16 protein-coding genes and 1 other RNA gene are annotated in these 15,484 nt (G+C 55.1%); 1 reads left to right on the top strand and 16 read right to left on the bottom strand.

Annotation, left to right across the window (positions count from 1 at the left end):
• Nucleotides 1-34 precede the first annotated feature (34 nt).
• The 10 genes from MTX78_RS09050 to MTX78_RS09005 all read right to left on the bottom strand — a co-directional run bounded on the left by MTX78_RS09050 (nt 35) and on the right by MTX78_RS09005 (nt 10,239).
• Nucleotides 35-1,363 (bottom strand): HlyD family secretion protein, encoded by a 1,329-nt coding sequence (locus tag MTX78_RS09050; protein ID WP_243801887.1) that lies wholly within the window; start codon nt 1,361-1,363, stop codon nt 35-37.
• A gap of 27 nt (nt 1,364-1,390) precedes the next feature.
• On the bottom strand, nt 1,391-3,232 hold the full coding sequence (locus MTX78_RS09045) for a TolC family protein (RefSeq protein WP_243801886.1): 1,842 nt from the start codon (nt 3,230-3,232) through the stop codon (nt 1,391-1,393).
• 309 nt (nt 3,233-3,541) lie between these two features.
• On the bottom strand, nt 3,542-4,105 hold the full coding sequence (locus MTX78_RS09040; RefSeq protein ID WP_243801884.1) for a MarR family winged helix-turn-helix transcriptional regulator: 564 nt from the start codon (nt 4,103-4,105) through the stop codon (nt 3,542-3,544).
• Nucleotides 4,106-4,319: 214 nt separating this feature from the next.
• Nucleotides 4,320-5,069: an EcsC family protein gene (locus MTX78_RS09035; RefSeq protein WP_243802845.1), complete on the bottom strand. Its 750-nt coding sequence runs from the start codon at nt 5,067-5,069 to the stop codon at nt 4,320-4,322.
• A gap of 91 nt (nt 5,070-5,160) precedes the next feature.
• Entirely contained in the window at nt 5,161-5,574 is a 414-nt protein-coding gene (locus MTX78_RS09030; RefSeq protein WP_243801882.1) for a type II toxin-antitoxin system VapC family toxin, read from the bottom strand.
• On the bottom strand, nt 5,567-5,773 hold the full coding sequence (locus tag MTX78_RS09025; protein WP_243801880.1) for a hypothetical protein: 207 nt from the start codon (nt 5,771-5,773) through the stop codon (nt 5,567-5,569). Before MTX78_RS09025 ends, MTX78_RS09030 begins: the two co-directional genes overlap by 8 nt.
• A 337-nt stretch (nt 5,774-6,110) precedes the next feature.
• Nucleotides 6,111-6,791, bottom strand: coding sequence for a carboxylesterase family protein (locus tag MTX78_RS09020; protein ID WP_243801879.1), 681 nt, complete (start codon nt 6,789-6,791; stop codon nt 6,111-6,113).
• A gap of 180 nt (nt 6,792-6,971) precedes the next feature.
• Nucleotides 6,972-7,955, bottom strand: coding sequence for a Gfo/Idh/MocA family protein (locus MTX78_RS09015; RefSeq protein ID WP_243802843.1), 984 nt, complete (start codon nt 7,953-7,955; stop codon nt 6,972-6,974).
• Between the two features lie 207 nt (nt 7,956-8,162).
• Nucleotides 8,163-8,969 carry a M48 family metalloprotease gene (locus MTX78_RS09010; protein ID WP_243801877.1) on the bottom strand — a complete coding sequence of 269 codons (807 nt, stop codon included), beginning with the start codon at nt 8,967-8,969 and terminating at the stop codon, nt 8,163-8,165.
• 73 nt (nt 8,970-9,042) lie between these two features.
• On the bottom strand, nt 9,043-10,239 hold the full coding sequence (locus tag MTX78_RS09005; protein ID WP_243801875.1) for a DegT/DnrJ/EryC1/StrS family aminotransferase: 1,197 nt from the start codon (nt 10,237-10,239) through the stop codon (nt 9,043-9,045).
• A 159-nt stretch (nt 10,240-10,398) separates the two neighbouring features.
• Here MTX78_RS09005 and MTX78_RS09000 point away from each other — a divergent pair, with 159 nt between their 5' ends.
• Nucleotides 10,399-11,286 carry a hypothetical protein gene (locus tag MTX78_RS09000; RefSeq protein ID WP_243801873.1) on the top strand — a complete coding sequence of 296 codons (888 nt, stop codon included), beginning with the start codon at nt 10,399-10,401 and terminating at the stop codon, nt 11,284-11,286.
• A gap of 95 nt (nt 11,287-11,381) precedes the next feature.
• Here MTX78_RS09000 and MTX78_RS08995 read toward each other — a convergent pair whose 3' ends face one another.
• The 6 genes from MTX78_RS08995 to MTX78_RS08970 form a co-directional block, all read right to left on the bottom strand.
• Nucleotides 11,382-12,287 carry a glycosyltransferase family 2 protein gene (locus MTX78_RS08995; protein ID WP_243801872.1) on the bottom strand — a complete coding sequence of 302 codons (906 nt, stop codon included), beginning with the start codon at nt 12,285-12,287 and terminating at the stop codon, nt 11,382-11,384.
• 131 nt (nt 12,288-12,418) lie between these two features.
• Nucleotides 12,419-13,117 (bottom strand): cell division ATP-binding protein FtsE, encoded by a 699-nt coding sequence (locus MTX78_RS08990; protein WP_243801870.1) that lies wholly within the window; start codon nt 13,115-13,117, stop codon nt 12,419-12,421.
• A gap of 119 nt (nt 13,118-13,236) precedes the next feature.
• A complete protein-coding gene (locus MTX78_RS08985) occupies nt 13,237-13,440 on the bottom strand; it encodes a fructose-6-phosphate aldolase (protein ID WP_243801868.1) in 204 nt (67 codons plus the stop codon).
• 129 nt (nt 13,441-13,569) lie between these two features.
• Nucleotides 13,570-14,226 (bottom strand): fructose-6-phosphate aldolase, encoded by a 657-nt coding sequence (gene fsa / locus MTX78_RS08980; protein WP_243801867.1) that lies wholly within the window; start codon nt 14,224-14,226, stop codon nt 13,570-13,572.
• 153 nt (nt 14,227-14,379) lie between these two features.
• Nucleotides 14,380-14,476: signal recognition particle sRNA small type (ffs, locus tag MTX78_RS08975), an RNA gene on the bottom strand.
• A gap of 380 nt (nt 14,477-14,856) precedes the next feature.
• The gene (locus MTX78_RS08970) at nt 14,857-15,354 is read right to left on the bottom strand and encodes a carboxypeptidase regulatory-like domain-containing protein (protein ID WP_243801865.1); all 498 of its coding nucleotides are present in this window, start codon (nt 15,352-15,354) and stop codon (nt 14,857-14,859) included.
• Between the last annotated feature and the right edge of the window lie 130 nt (nt 15,355-15,484).

Below are 15,484 nucleotides of genomic sequence, written 5' to 3'. Positions count from 1 at the left end.
TCCAGTGAGCAGAAGCCATCCAGCCGCTACTATTTCAACGAACGGCGGCGCGTGAACCGGCACTCTCATTACGAGGTGCAGTAGGCTTCTCGGTCGGCTCGACGCTGATGTCTACTTCAGGCACTACCGACATGCCAGGGGCTAGCAAGTGCAGGTTGGGCTGACCATCAAACACGATTTTGACGGGGATGCGCTGAACTACTTTCACGTAGTTACCGGTAGCGTTTTCGGCGGGCAGCAAGCTAAAGCGGGCGCCGGTGCCGCGCTGGAAGCTCTCTACCTTACCCCGAAATTTCTCACTCGGATAGGCGTCTACCTCTAATTCAACTGGCTGACCGGCCCGCATCTTTTCGAGCTGGGTTTCCTTGAAGTTGGCCGTTACCCACAGCTGACCATACGTAAGCGCCATGAGTTGCTGCCCTACTGCTACGGTTTGCCCCTCATCTACTGCCTTACGCGTGACGCGCCCGGTTTCGGCAGCGTAAATTTTCGTGTACGAAAGCTGCAGCTTGGCTTCTTCAGCGGCAGCCTGGGCCTCCCCTATTTGCGCGGCCGCCACGCCAATTTGCTCGGTAGCTTGGCGGTAGTCGTTTTCGGCTTGGGCCACGGCGGCGCGCGCCTGCCCGACCTGCGCCCGTACGGTTTGGGTGCGCTTACGGGCCGCATCGGCCTGAGCGGCTGTGGTACGGGCGGCTGTTTGGGCTTGGTCGTAGCGCTGGCGCGACACGGCATCGGTTTTGTAGAGTTCGGCATAGCGCTGCTCGTCGCGGGCGTCGCGGGCCGCTTGGGCTTGGGCGGCGCGCTCTTCCGCTTGTGCTTGTTCCAACGACGCCGTTGCGGCCGCCAATTGGGCCCGCTGCTGATCAATGACACTACGCCGCGCCGTAGCGGCGCGGGCGGAAGCATCTCGCTGCGCCTGCGCACTCACTACGCCAGCCTGGGCTTGATTGAGCCGTGCTTGGTAGTCGCGCGGGTCTAGCTCCAAGAGCAACGTACCAGCCTGCACCAGTTGGTTGTCGCGCACATACACCTTGCTTACCGTACCAGCTGCCCTTGGGCTCACGCGTACAGCGTCGCCCTCGATAAAGGCGTTGTCTGTTGATTCGTGGGCGCGGGCGTGCAGGTAGTAGCGAATCCCGAAGAACAGCACGGCCAGTACCAAGATGATGGCACCTATCACAAACCACGGCCGCTTGTAAACGGGCGTTTTGGTGGTTTCGTCGGGGGCATCTTCGGTTTGCTGTTCTACTTTACGACGGCCTCGGGCGCTGAGGTCCGGCGCATCGGAAGGGTCGGCTGCTTGCCGCCGGGCGGGGTCGCGAGGGGCACTACGAGCGGGAGATTGGGTGGTATCTTGTGCCATTAGAAGTCTACGTTGGCGATGGGTTGATTACAGGCGAAAAGACTGCGCGGTGCCAGTGGCGGCGGCAAAATTGAGCCGCGCCGCACCGTACTGCGCTAGCGCCTGTACTCGTAGAGCCCGGGCATTGGCTAAGCCGGCCTGTGCCTCTAATACTTCGGTGTTGTCGGCTACGCCAGCCCGGAAACGTTGGGTGGCAAGCTCCAATTCACGGGTTGCTAGTTGAAACTGTTCTTCGCTGGCCCGTACTTGTTCGGCCCCTAAGCGCCAGCCTACCAAAGCAGTGCGCACGTCTTGCTCCACTTGGCCGCGGCTGTTCCCTAGCTCCCACTCTGCCTGGCGCTGCTGACTCAGGGCCGCGTTTATCCGGCCACGGGTGTAGCCTCCATCAAACACAGGCACGCTCAGCTGCACGCCGTAGGTGCGTGTAGCACGGTCGTTTTTGAAAGGCGTATTGGCCGACTGTCCATAGTCACCGACAGCATTAATAGTGGGGTAGCGGGCCGCAGCACGCGCCTTACGGTCGAGGGCACGTTGCTCGATGGTTTGCTCGGCAATGCGCGTATCTAGCCGCGAAGCCAGCGCTTGCTGCAACGCAGCGTCAATGGACGGCACCGCCTCGGCGCGCACAGCTAGCGTATCGGTGAGGGCAGTGGAACTGCCTTGCGGCAACCCTACAGCGCGTTCTAAGTCTAAGCGGGTTTGCTCGGCGCTGGCCTCGGCTTGCACCACGCGGAGCCGTTCTTGCGCCGCTCTCGACTCGGCCCGTACCACATCAATACCGTTGGCTACGCCAGCATTTCGTTGCTTGACAGCCAGCTCACGTAAGGCTTCCGCCAACCGAAGATCGGCTCGGGCAGCGTTTACTTCTAGGTTGCTGCGTTGGGCGCTCAGATAAGCCAGCGCCACAAAAGTAGCCACCTGCTCCCGAGCCAGTTGGGCGGTTAGGTCCGCTACCTGCACGGCGGCTTTCGTGCTTTTGTATTCGCGCAGCGCCGCCAGATTAAGAATCGTTTGGGAGAAATTCAGGCGGGCGTCAAACGTATTGAAAGGCCCCACGAAAGAAGGAATAGACGCTCCGCCGCCCATACCTCCTCCCATCATTTCTTCTCCCCCACCGCCACCCAAGCCTTGCGCGGCCAAGTTGAGCGTCCGGTTTTGCTGATAAGCAGTACCCGTGATGTTAGGCAACAGAAAAGACCGCACCTGTTGTTGCAAGGCTCGTGCTTCTTCGGCCCGCTCGGTGGCCAGCAACGTGGCCAAGTTGTTATCTAACCCTATGGTTATGGCGTCGGCTAGGCTCAGGCGCTCCGGGGCCACGGCCAGTACGCGGGCCGCTCCGGTTTGCATGCCTTGGCTATTGGCATTGCGCATGGCCCCGCCTATAGGAGCACGCGGCGTGGTAGCGCCCCGAGGCTCGCCGGGAGAGCCCGCACCCCCGGAACCAGAATTCGGTTGTGCTCCTTGGCTGCCTCCACTTTGGCCCGGTGCGCTTCCCTGGCTCATAGAAGCTGGTGCGCTGGCTGGATTTAGGGGAGTCGGTGGCGCACTCTGCTGCTCGTTGGCTTGCTGCATTTGCTGACGCCGCCGCTGCAACTCTTGTTGCTGCTGTTGCCCCGCGGGCGGGCCACCTATGCCTTGTTGTCCGCTGCTTTGCTGCTGCGCGCCGCCTGCTGGCTGTGAACTAGCTGGTCGGCCTTGCGCTTCGGCATCCGCGGCCGCGGTTAGCAGCAACACCAGCCCAACAGGAACCGCCTCGCGCGTTGCATGGATCAGGGTACGTATCTTTTCTACAATCACATCGAGTAAGCTATTGCTTGATAACTCATTACTCACGGTTACTTCCTTACCACCCAAGCCAACTTGTTTCACGTCATGCTACTTGAATACAGGCAATTAACTTTTAAGGTTTGAGCCGGTTCATTGTCTGTTCGTATCATCGGCAACACAGACATCAGAGGGCCTTTTCTATTTTGTTTCCCGATTGGCACTGTTGTAAGCATGTGAAGCTCAACCCTCAGCAGCACCTCAGTATACTTCCTTACGCGCCCCTGCCGAAATAGTTAACCCGTTAACTAAACCAATTGACCAGTCGGCTACTGGGGGCAGATAGTCGGCTAGACCACTTGACGTTCGTTTCAACAAGCTAGCTCTAGCATTGCACGAATGACTAGCAACTCCTTACTTCACTGGCAGTTGCCTGCCCTCTTCATCTATAGCCGTCCGAAACATGTGCGCTAATTTGGAGAGCAGGCGTAGTAGCTCCTGCCGCTCCGATACACTGAACGGCTCCATTATGACGGCCAACCGACGCTGGTCGTTGGGCATTGTCTCATCTAGAAATGTGCGGCCGGCTTGGGTTAGCTGCACGGTGTGGGCACGCCGGTCGGTGGGAGCCACTACCCGCTGGATATAGCCTTGCTTTTCCAGCCCTATCAGTAGCTTGGTTATGGCGGCTCGCGACACACCACAGTGCAAGGCCAACGTTGAGGGGCTGATGCCCGCCGCTGCGCCGTCGAGGTGGAGCAGCACAATCAAGCGTCCTTGGGTGATTCCTAAATGAGCGAAATGTTTGTCCATACTAGCGAACAAACTGTTGAATAGGCGCCCCATTGCCATGCAGAAGTGCAGCCCATCGGGGTCGGTGCCGGCGTAGCGCTGCGTAATGTTGCGCAGCATAGCATCGGTTTGTTCAGCAGAAGGAAATAAACGTTCGGTCGCTACAGTGGGAGAAACGCGCGCCATGCAAAAAGAATAAACAACCTGTGAAGTGAGTACAGCTAGAAGCTAGCTGCACTAACGGCATACGCTCCAGGCAGGACGAAGTCACGGCAAATTGCTGGACACCTATGCGTCTAGAAGACCATAAAGCCCAAAGCCAAGCACTACTCGTTTATAGAAAAGCCTCAACGAAGGTGTCGCTGAGGCTTTTCTGTGTAGTGGGTTAGCTGGAAATGCATCAAGAGGAAAGCGGAACAATTTCGCTGTTCTCTTTAGCGAAGTGCCTCATTCGGTAACAATTCATGGCCGTTTCGCCAAGCTGCACCAGTAAGCGGTAATTGGCCACCGCCCCTACTGCCGCCCCAATAATGGGCAGTAGCTGCGCCAGTTTAGCAAGGTCAATATAGTCGCGGTACTCTTGTTGAAAAGTGCGCCAGTCAAACACGTTGACATCGGTGGGCAACGTACGGCGGTAGTTTTCCCAATCGGCCAGGCGACGATACACCTCGTTGCGCGTATGCTGGCTGCTGAAGGTTAGTTGGAAGATATGCAGGATGTAGAGCCGCTCGGGATACTCCTTCACGTCGTAGCCGTAGAGTGCCGCTATATCAAACAGTAGTTTAAGCTTGATGCCGAGCAGCAACGGAAAATCGGCAAGGCCGAGGAAAAAGCCGGCGGCACCCGTCACGGCTCCTTCGGCGGCCGCGGTGTTGCGGTAATAGCGTATCCGAGTACGCACGCTCGTTTCACGGGCAGCCAGTGTCTTCCCTGTCAGCGGCTGGGGTGAGATGTACGTCGACCCAAACAATACGGCCCGCACCATTTGCTTGATGGTAGCTGTAATGGCTTTATGTACTCGCTCGGGCAACAGCGCATTAAGGCGCGCCTGCACTCGCCGCGCCAACCGATTCAGCATGGACGGCGGTTGCTGCATTTGCTTCTGCCATTCCAGTAACTCAGTGTAAGCTTGTTTTTCGTCGGGCGTCATGATGGGAGCATACGGAGGGTTCACTATGAAAGTAGCATGCCTCCGCAACGCCAACCTTTACAACCTTACCACACAGCAAGCGGACTCTCGCTTACAAATCCGCTACCACCACCACCTGGATTTCGCGAATGTTCTTCAATTCCCTGTCGTTGGTCAGGAATATATTACAGCCCGCATTAACAGCTGTGGCAATTTGCATGGCGTCGATGCCTTTAAGGCCGGCGTATCGTGCTTGCAACTGGTACGCCAGCGTGGCAACGGCCAGACATATTTCGCGCATCTGAAAATCAAAATCCCGTAGCAGTTCGTCGAAATCGAGCAGCAAATCAGGTCGGCCCAACTGCTCTGGCTTCGCGCAGAATTCGGTGTAGGTCAGCACGCTGGTTTCCAGCATCGCATTGTCCGTGAGCGACTGAGTCAGATAATCGGCTACTTTCTGATAATAAGTGGCGTGGTTCTCAACTAAGTAAATGAAGGGAGCCGTGTCGAAGAATATCTTAGCCACGCGTGTTCTGCCGTAACTGCTGCACATACTCCTGCGCGTCCATCGACCAGATGCCCTGGCCCTTACCCCGGTACTTGGCTAGAAGCTTGGTAGCCCGGCTGATATGGCTCATGCGCTTGGCTACTTCTTGATAAACGACTTCCAACTCAGTGGGGGGCAGCAAGTCGATTTTTTGGATAATCAGTTGGGTTGGGCTCATTCTACTCAGAACATCATGTTACGTTCTCGCAGCTTTTGAAGTGAAGATGCGGACGCGAAGCTCGGCAATATACGAATCTTACCAATATCCTGTTCATTCATTGGTTACTGCAAAAAGTTAATAAAGCTTAATTATTCCTAGGCTTATCACAATTTTATACAGCTTTTAATAGCTACACAACTGTGTTGCCGATGAAATAAATCTTCACCATCCACTCCTATTTGTAATTAACTTTCTTCCTATCAGCACGTTGCTGATTGAACAACCAGGCGGGTAGAGCCGTTTCGTCGTACGCCCTGGTCCAAGAGTCATGGTCTACGCCTGGGTACTCGGTGTATTATACGGAGCCACCAGCGGTTTTTAAAGCGGCTACTAATTGCTGCGTTTCCGTTACGGGCACCACCGAATCGCTGGCGCCGTGGAAGGCCCAGACGGGTGCGCTGCCCGCAATACCCCGAGCAATGGTTTCGTAAAGCCCCGGCGGTTGAGCTGGGAACTGTTTGGCTCTATGTGCTGGCAAGTAAGCGCCGCCACAGATTGGTACCACGGCTGCAAACAGTTCTGGGTGTTGCGAGGCCATCAGCCAGCTGCCGTAACCGCCCATCGACAGCCCCGTGAGATACACTCGCGCTGGGTCCGGGTTGTAGTTCTTTTGCTCTTCGGCCAGAGCAGCCAAGGCCATGGTTTGCATGGCAGGCTCAGTCCAGTAGCGCTCTGCCGGGCACTGCGGCATCACTACAACAGCCGGCCAGCGCTCTACGTGCAGCCGAATGTTGGCGGGTAAGCCTACCTGCGTGTGCGCCAGCCCATCGGAACCCCGCTCGCCGGCACCATGCAGAAACAAGATAATCGGCCATTTCTTTGCTTTCTGGGCGTAAAAATCGGCTGGCACATACACCTGATACCGATAAACTGCACCCGCCACAGTCAGGCTGCGGTTCAGAAAACCTGTTGGGCCGGGTTTGGCAGCAGTAGCGCTTGTGGCCACTACCAGCAGCAACAAGGCCCATAACGTCATACGGAGAGTTGCGCTTGCTTTCATAAGGAAAAGAGAAGGGTGTCTGGATACTACAACGGATCGAACGTCCTTGTGATTACAGGATGCGCACTTAAGTGAAAAGGCCGCCTTGCTGAAGGCACACTTTTACACCCCAGGTTGTAGAAGCCAGCGTTGCAACTCGCACCTCGACCCTCTCCCCTACCTCAGGCTATATATCCGCTCAATTATCTCCACCACCTTCAACCCTTCTAACGCGTTAGTAGTAGCAAAACTGCGGTTCTGGACGGTGTCTACTACGTTTTCGATTACCTGCACGTGGTTGGCCGCGCTGCCCTGATAGGGACCATAATCGTTGGCCGGGTTGGTAGGGGGCAGTTCTGGGAGGGTGTAGTTGCGAAGATGACAATACTCCACTTTATCCATGTACTGGCCGCCAAGCCGCAAGCTGCCGTGTTCAGCCACCACTGTAAGGCTACTTTCCAGATTCCGGTCCCATACGGCCGTGCTGTATTGAAGCGTCCCGCTGCCGCCCCGTACCAAATCGAAGGTAACAAGTCCGCTGTCTTCGAATTCTGTTAGGCCCGCGTGGTTGAAATTGCGGAAGCGAGCCTTAATGTTGGTGATGTCGCCAAACACCCAGTACAGCAAATCAACGAAATGGCTGAACTGCGTGAAAAGCGTGCCACCGTCTTGTGCTTGCGTGCCCTTCCAGCCACCAGCCTTGTAGTACCGGGCGTCGCGGTTCCAGAAGCAATTGAATTGTACCAGATAGATTTCGCCTAACCGCTCTTCCTCATATACCTGTTTCAGCCATGCCGCAGGCGGCGAATACCGGTTCTGCATGACGCCAAACACCAGTCGGCCCGTTTGCAGAGCGGTGTGCACAATGGCCTCGGCATCCGTCTTCCGCAGCGCTATCGGTTTCTCGATAACTACGTGCATTCCTCGCCGCAAACCAGCTATAGCTTGCGGCGCATGCTGGTAATTTGGTGTAGCTATAGTAAGTATATCTGCCTCAGGACCAGTGGTTAAATATTCTTCTAATGAAGAGAAGAATGGTACTCCAGGGTATTCGAGTGCTAAATCTGCGGATAATCCTGCCTGAATATCAACGAGTGCAACCAGTTGTGCCCCCGGATGCCGAGACACCAACGAAGCATGACGGCGGCCGATATGACCCATCCCACAGACCACAAAGCGAACAGCAGCGAAAGAATTAGCCAAGGAAAGTTGAAGTGCAGAGGAGCGAGAAAGAGCAGCAAGCTGCGAAAAAACTTGGGTTCTTTTATCTCTTTGCGTATTGCAGCAACAAATACAGCGCGCCAGGATGTCGAGACAGTTAATCCCGACATCCTGGCGCGCTGTATTCAGGTTCACTCTGTTGACGGTCTATAAAAGCCGTTTCAGTTCTTCGAAATTGGTGTTGCTGACGTTGCGACCAGTGCAGCCCAGCTGTTGGGCGCTTTTCTGAATGTTAGCTACGCGTCCGCCGGGATTGGGGTGCGTGCTTAAAAATTCGGGAGTACCGCCACCGCCTTGCTTCTCCGCTTTGATAAAGAAACCAGCTGCTCCGTCGCAGGCGTAGTAGCGGGTGCCATTCAAGTAGATAGTCGAGTACTTATCGGCCTCGGTCTCGTAAGTGCGACTAAATTTAAGCTGCCCCAGACCGGTTGCAATCTGCACCAGTTGGTTGGGGTTATTTCCTAATACAACGCCGCTCAGCAAGCTGATACCATATTGCTTCTGCATCAACTGGGTGCTATGGCGGCGGTCGGCGTGCGCTATTTCATGGCCCAACACACCCGCTAGTTGGTTTTCGTTGTCCAGGAACTTGATCAGCCCCGAAAACACGTAGATATGTCCGCCGGGAGTGGCGAAAGCATTCTGCGTTTGGTCGTCCTTGATGATTTGTACGTCCCACGGAAACTGCGTGCGGTACTTGAGGTTGCCATTATCGAGCACCCGCTTCACTACCCCATCGAGCAGCTGGTACGCACGAGCATTGCTGGAACGCGCTAGCAATTGCCCTTTGGCGCGGTACAGCGAATCGGTTTGCTGAGCTACTTTCGCGCCCAAATCAATGTCTTGCTGTACAGAGAAGATATTAAAGCCCTGATTAGGCTTGTTGATGGCGGCAGTGGTAAATGCGGCTACCCCTGCCAGCGGTAGCAACAGCGTAAGAAAAGAACGGCGCATAGAAAGCGTAGAAAAAGAAGTTCTGGAAATTAGAAAGAGGCATTGTACGGCAGAAAGAGAAAACAATGCCAACTCAGCCGTGGGTTATTTTCAAAGCCGCATTTTCGCCAAGAGCCCAGGTGCGCACCTGTTCTGCAATGTAGGCCACTTGCTCGTGTGTTAGAGTAGGATGCATAGGCAGCGACAAAACAGTTCGGCAAAGGCGTTCAGCCACTGGGAACTGGCCCGCACGATAGCCAAGGTGCTGATAAGCCGGCTGCAAGTGGTTGGGCAACGGGTAGTACACAACGCTAGGAATACCGTGCTGCTGCAAGTAGGCCTGTAGCTGGTCGCGGCGGTTCAGGTCTTCTGCGCCTTCCTCTACTACAAGTGTATACTGGTGAAAGACGTGCGTGCTACGCGCATCCCGAGCGGGGATACGGATGCCAGCAAGATCCGCCAGGGCCGCATCGTATTGGGTGGCAATATGCTGCCGGGCTGCCGTCCATTGGGCTAGGTACCGCAGTTTCACGCGCAGCAAAGCGGCTTGCAGCGTATCAAGGCGGGAATTAAGACCAATGTGCTCGTGATGGTACTTCCGGGTCTGGCCGTGGTTGGCAAGCTGGCGCAGGTACGTGGCGCGGGCTGGGTCGCGGGTAAGCAAAGCCCCACCATCGCCAAGGGCCCCAAGGTTTTTGCTTGGAAAGAACGACGTAGTGCCTACCTCCCCCACCATGCCCGCCATCCATAGCTCACCGGATTCCGCCCGAAAAGTAGCTCCAATGGCCTGCGCGTTGTCTTCAATCAGCGCGACGCGGTGTTTATCGGCTATGCGCCGGAGGGCCGTCAGGTCGGCGCATTGCCCAAACAGATGCACCGCCACAATGGCCCCTGTGCGCGGCGTGAGGGCAGCTTCCACTGCCACTGGGTCCAGGTTGAAGGTATCGGGTCGTACTTCTGCGGGCACCGGAACCAGCCCGAGTACGGCGGCAGCCTCCAACGTAGCTACGTAGGTGAAGGCAGGCACTATGATTTCTGCTCCTGCTGGCAATTTTAGGCTCATAAAAGCCAGTTGCAGCGCATCGGTGCCATTGGCGCAAGGCACCACGCATGCACCGCCTAGATAAGCACTTAGCTCCTCGGTGAATTGCCCGACGGCGGGTCCTTGAATGAAAGCTGCTTCCTCCATCGTCTGCTGGCAGGCTGCGTTCAATTCCTCTTGGATGGGCGCATGTTGGGCGCGTAAATCCAGCATGGAAATGGGCGTGGAAGGTATAGGAAGAACAGGCACGAGTAGAAACGTAAAAAAGGCCAGCCTCAAAGATAAAAGTACCCCCGACACGGGCACCACCATTCGCGCAACTTGGGGCGAAGGGCCTTCGTTAGCACACTAAAATAGGCTTCCGCTTGCCGGAAACGCCACCCCGCTCTCGCTCCAACACCTCTTGCCATGTCCAGAAAGTATTTCACTAGCAGTGCCCTCTCCACTGCCTTGCTGCTGGGAGGGCTCACCTTTACCCAGAGTGGTTGCTCGCAGCCTGATAAGAAAGAAATATCTGCACAGAGCGAGCAGGCCTACAAAGACTTTCAGACCTTCGTTTCCGACGCGGAAGCCAAAGCCAACCACGTAGTGGAAACAAGAGAAGCAGACCACGAGCTGGAAACTGCTGCTCTCAGAGACGATTTCGACGCCAAAGTAGCGGCCGTTGATCGGTATGCAGACCAGTACGATGATGCGCGACGCCAGGAAATGGAGGCCCTGCGAACCCGCTACACGGCTGCATTCGACAAGCGAGAAGCGGCTTGGAATGAACGAGCCAAACGCAAAGCCGGAGCAAATAGCAGTACTGCTACAGGTACGTACTACAAACCAACTAATCCTGCCACCCAACTCACGGCCGCGAATGCCCGCACCACTTACGAGTCGTTCGTTCAAAACATCAAGCAGAACGAGGACCGCTACAACATAAACGACTGGCGCATAATTAACACCGAGTGGCGCGCGCTAGACGAAGCGTATGACCAAGTGAAGGGCAATATCCCGGCGCGCGATTTAGCTGAAATCCAAAAGGAAAAACTGAAGTATGCCGCTTTTAAGTCGTACGACAAAGCAGAAGCGCGGGCAGCACAGGGCGCCGCAACTCTAGGCGCTGAAGCTCAAAACGCCAAGGAAGAAACCACCGACGAACGCAGTAAAGTAGGGCAAGCCATTCGCAACACGGCTTCCGATGCAAAAGAAGTTGGTAAAGACGTAGGCCAAGGCGCCGCGAAGACGGGGAAGAAAGTGGGCGGGGCCGTGAAAGACGTGTTTGACGGCAGAGAACCAAAAAAAGACTAACTCAACATCTGCACCCGCCCGTGCTTTCCACACCGATTCTGGTGCACAATGCCAGGAGTTGGTTTTTTGTGGTAGCCCCCAGTAGTGGCAGCGTATTACGCCTGCTTGCCCAGCTCTGTCAGCATCCAGTATAGCTTTAGCGCATCAAGCTGGCGCAAGCTGGGAGTGACGGATAGCAGATTGCGGCGCACCTGATCTTGCCGCAGCTGGAATGCCACCCGAACTGCTTCACCCAGGCCCCAGCGGTGCAGTTGCAATGCCGCTTTCAGTAGCTTGGTGTCGCTGCCTAGCCCTTCGGCGCGATAGAGCAGCGCTAAATTGCGCACAGCCTCGTGCGTTTTTTCCAAAAACTCAGCGGCCGGCTCCAGCCCATCATGTAGCACCGGATTAGGCAAGTGATGAATGGGTATGCCTGCTTCGCGCAGTTGCCAGCCAAATTTAGTGTCCTCGTGACCGTAGCGGGTCAAGCTTTCGTCCAGCCCGATTTTGCGAAAGATGTCGGCCCATACCAGCACGTTTTTGAGCGTAAACTGCGCGTATGCTTTTTGCTGCCGCACAGGCGCGGGCCGGGCCTCACGGTGGTTTCCGTAGTGCCAGCGCAGCAAACAAGCCGGATCTGCAGGTGGCGCAGGAGTGTATATAGTGCCACCTACCAACACAAGCCCTTGGTCCTGGCTAGCAGCGTCAGAATAGCGGGCCAGAAAGGATGCGTCGGGCAACGAGATATTGTTGTCGAGCAGTAACAGCCAAGGATGCTGCGCGGCGGCGGCCAATTGGTTTCGGATGGCGGCCCGGCCCACGTTGCGTGGCAGTTGCTGATAACGCACCCCTGCTAGCTTGCCCAACGGGCGGTTTAGCTGCCGAAATTCTTTGGCAGAAGCATCGTCAAACAAAAGAATCTCCACCGGTCCGCCCCAGTCCGGTACTTGAGCTAGCAAGGCCTGGACCAAAGCCGTAACGTTGCGGTTGAACACCGGAATCAAGATGGAGAGACCGGTCATGTGGTGAATCGAGAGTTGAAAGTTGAAACTATGCGCATCGCTGCACCGGTTGCCTGTTGTACTCTCTACAAGGTATCAGTTGCCAATTATACTTCCGTTAAGCTTACTTGAACAACTTTGTGGGCCAGACTTTAATTTTCTCTTTTCAACTCAAATTTTGCCACTGCGGAATCCATTAATTGCCCTTGTTCGCACTTCAGCACCCGCTTTGGATACTGCTGAATAATTTGGTAGTTGTGCGTGGCCATTAGCACGGCTGTACCAGCATTGTTGATTTCCACGAACAGCCGCATAATACTGTCGGCTACGTCTGGGTCCAGGTTGCCGGTGGGCTCATCAGCAAGTAACAGCATCGGCTCGTTGAGCAAAGCGCGGGCAATAACCACGCGCTGCTGCTCGCCCCCCGACAGTTGATGAGGCATCTTGCTCGCAACGTTGGCTAAGCCGACCCGCATGAGCACCTCCGAAATCCGCTGCTGTTTACGGGCCTTGCCGCTCCAACCCGTAGCATTCAATACGAAGAGCAAGTTCTCGGCCACGGTTCGGTCGAAGAGCAACTGGAAATCCTGGAAGATGATGCCCAGCTTCCGGCGCAGATAAGGCACCTTGCCGCTGCTCTCGATTTTGGGTAGTGCAAAGCCAGCCACAGAGCCAGTACCCGCGCCCAGCGTCAGGTCGGCGTACAAGGTTTTTAGCAGCGAGCTTTTGCCCGACCCGGTTCGGCCCACCAGATACGCAAACTCCCCCTTTTCCAGCGTGAACGTGACTTTCTGCAGCACGGTATTCACGTCCTGCATAATGTAAGCGTCGTGCAGCTCGATAACGGACATAGGTGAATTTTGGGTTGTTGGGCTTGAGGGCAGGTTAATGGGGCCTAGGTTGAAATCCTTACGTTGTTTGCGGAAGAATCATCTATGATCTCTCGGCTTACCTAAGCCAATCCCTGGTTCTAGATTTCCAGCTTTTGCAGCTTACCAAAGGCCAATCCTTCTATGACGGCAGCCAGCGCGGTTTCCTTGTTTTCTAGGCCGTAGCGGTGCAAATCCTTGAGCGGACGGTCGGCGCGAAAATAGGCTATGAGCACAAACTCCTCGTCGCGCAGCTGAATGTAATCTGGAATCTTAGCCTTGCCTTTGACTTTGATGATGTACATAGTGAAGGAGTTAGTAATTAAGAAACCAGGAGCCGGAAGCCGCAAGGTAGCGCTACTATAACACGTGCTATGCTCACCTGTTTCAGTTGCTTCTATCCCGCAGCGTCTTGCTCCTGGTTTCACTTGAAATTACCCGTTCACTTTGGCGTGATCGGCAAGGAACGTGGCCAAACCTTTGTCTGTGAGGGGATGCTGCAACAATCCTGTGATAACGTTAAGCGGACAAGTTACCACGTCGGCACCCAGTTCGGCGCACTGAATCAGGTGCGGTATATGACGCACTGAAGCGGCCAATACCTGAGTGGGGTAGCCGTAGTTAGAAAAAATATCCACGATTTGCTGAATCAGCTGCATGCCATCGGCTCCAATGTCATCCAGACGGCCCACGAAAGGCGATACATACGTGGCGCCGGCCTTGGCGGCCAGCAGTGCTTGCCCAGCCGAGAAAATCAAGGTGCAGTTGGTCTTGATGCCTTTGTCGGAAAAATACCGGATGGCTTTCACACCGTCCCGAATCATGGGCACTTTCACCACAATGTTGGGGTGCAACTCTGCCAGCGCCTCCCCTTCCCGAACGATACCGGCATAGTCAGTGGCAATTACCTCCGCCGATACATCGCCATCCACTAGCTCGCAGATCTGCTTGTAGTGCGCCATTACGGCGTCGGTGCCTTTGATGCCTTCTTTGGCCATCAAGGAAGGGTTGGTTGTTACGCCATCGAGCACTCCTAGCTCCACAGCTTCCTGAATGTCCTTCAGGTTGGCAGTATCAATGAAAAATTTCATGCAGTAAGCGAAATCGGTTAAAAACAACTAGGCTCAAAGCTACTACCTATTATGGATTAAGCCGGATATATTGGACGGCAAGATGCGGAGCTTTAGTGCGGCCAGCATCCGTGTAGTCCGATAAATCCGGCTTAATCCTTGGGTATAGGGCAAAAAAAAGCGAGCCAAAATCGCACCGCTCAACCGTCTACCCTTGCTACCTTCCGGTCCTGGGGGAGTTCAACAGGAGCTGGTCGTTCTGACTCGCCGGGTGCAAAGATAGCAAGGAATTATGCGGATTAGTGCTTGCCTCGCGTGTTTTTTATCTTTCTGAGCGCCTATCGTCAGAAAATCAGCGCCTTCCTTTCCTATACTTTTTCTAGCGCGCCTGAAAAACTGCGTGGATTGGCTGCCTGCTCGCTAAACGCGAAGCGCCCCTTCGGCGGTTAACGCTGTAGTCCGGGAGAGACGTTACGTGCTAGCCGGTGAAGGGGCGCTTGAAGCAAGACCAATACGGTTTAGGAACCATGAACAAGCTGTAAGCTGAACAGTCATATCAGGGGAAAGGAAGCCAGAGTTTTCACTAGCAGGCTTTCGATGACAGCCCCGTAACGCGTGGCCTCACGTCAGAGTCCGCAGGGGCTGGGTCCGCTATTTATGCCAGGCTTTTTCGGCCGACTTCACTCTTTTCTTTAGTTGCCGGTCGTAATTTTCAATGGACTCCAACTGGAAGGTAAGTGGCTTTGCATAGGTGGCGCGCTGCTGAATCTCTTCGTAGCCGGCATAGCTTACTAGCAAGAGAGGCGACAAAACATTTGTTTGCAGCAGATACTCGCCTTCGGCGTTGGTGGTAGTGGTAACGCTGAAGTGGTCTTTGCCGGTCACAACCGATACCACAACTCCCGCCAATGGCTCGCCCAACTCGTCGACAACCGTTCCTTTGAAATACTTAGCCTCTGCGGATTCTGCGGGCTCTGCAGCTTCTGCTGAAGCTGTTGCTTGAGTGGCAGGAAGCGGTGCAGCAACTGCTTGGTTAACCGTTATGGGGGCATTCATAGCAACTACCGACTTAGGTAGTGCGCGGGTTTTAGCTACTGCGTTGCTGGCATTCTGAGCGACAGCAGCAGTTGACAAGAGAAGGCTTGTCATACCGAACAATACGTGTACAAATGGCTTCATACAAACAGGTGTGGGAAAAAGAGAACGGTAGGGAGGAGCGACATCTCAACTCTAGCAGGTTGCAGTCTGCTGGTTGATGATGCAAGTATATATACTATAT

Origin of the sequence: Hymenobacter tibetensis (assembly GCF_022827545.1) — a bacterium.
Taxonomy (GTDB): Bacteria; Bacteroidota; Bacteroidia; order Cytophagales; family Hymenobacteraceae; genus Hymenobacter; species Hymenobacter tibetensis.
The sequence above is the reverse complement of the archived record's forward strand: the minus strand, read 5'-3'. Positions and strand labels throughout refer to the sequence as shown.

Excerpts from the sequence above, each read along its gene's own strand:
- MTX78_RS09020 (WP_243801879.1), bottom strand. The coding sequence starts at position 6,791 with ATGACGTTATGGGCCTTGTTGCTGCTGGTAGTGGCCACAAGCGCTACT.
- MTX78_RS09050 (WP_243801887.1), bottom strand. The coding sequence starts at position 1,363 with ATGGCACAAGATACCACCCAATCTCCCGCTCGTAGTGCCCCTCGCGAC.
- MTX78_RS09025 (WP_243801880.1), bottom strand. The coding sequence starts at position 5,773 with ATGAGCCCAACCCAACTGATTATCCAAAAAATCGACTTGCTGCCCCCC.
- MTX78_RS09010 (WP_243801877.1), bottom strand. The coding sequence starts at position 8,969 with ATGCGCCGTTCTTTTCTTACGCTGTTGCTACCGCTGGCAGGGGTAGCC.
- MTX78_RS08995 (WP_243801872.1), bottom strand. The coding sequence starts at position 12,287 with ATGACCGGTCTCTCCATCTTGATTCCGGTGTTCAACCGCAACGTTACG.
- MTX78_RS08990 (WP_243801870.1), bottom strand. The coding sequence starts at position 13,117 with ATGTCCGTTATCGAGCTGCACGACGCTTACATTATGCAGGACGTGAAT.
- MTX78_RS08985 (WP_243801868.1), bottom strand. The coding sequence starts at position 13,440 with ATGTACATCATCAAAGTCAAAGGCAAGGCTAAGATTCCAGATTACATT.
- MTX78_RS09035 (WP_243802845.1), bottom strand. The coding sequence starts at position 5,069 with ATGACGCCCGACGAAAAACAAGCTTACACTGAGTTACTGGAATGGCAG.
- MTX78_RS08970 (WP_243801865.1), bottom strand. The coding sequence starts at position 15,354 with ATGACAAGCCTTCTCTTGTCAACTGCTGCTGTCGCTCAGAATGCCAGC.
- MTX78_RS09040 (WP_243801884.1), bottom strand. The coding sequence starts at position 4,105 with ATGGCGCGCGTTTCTCCCACTGTAGCGACCGAACGTTTATTTCCTTCT.
- MTX78_RS09015 (WP_243802843.1), bottom strand. The coding sequence starts at position 7,955 with ATGGGTCATATCGGCCGCCGTCATGCTTCGTTGGTGTCTCGGCATCCG.
- fsa (WP_243801867.1), bottom strand. The coding sequence starts at position 14,226 with ATGAAATTTTTCATTGATACTGCCAACCTGAAGGACATTCAGGAAGCT.
- MTX78_RS09000 (WP_243801873.1), top strand. The coding sequence starts at position 10,399 with ATGTCCAGAAAGTATTTCACTAGCAGTGCCCTCTCCACTGCCTTGCTG.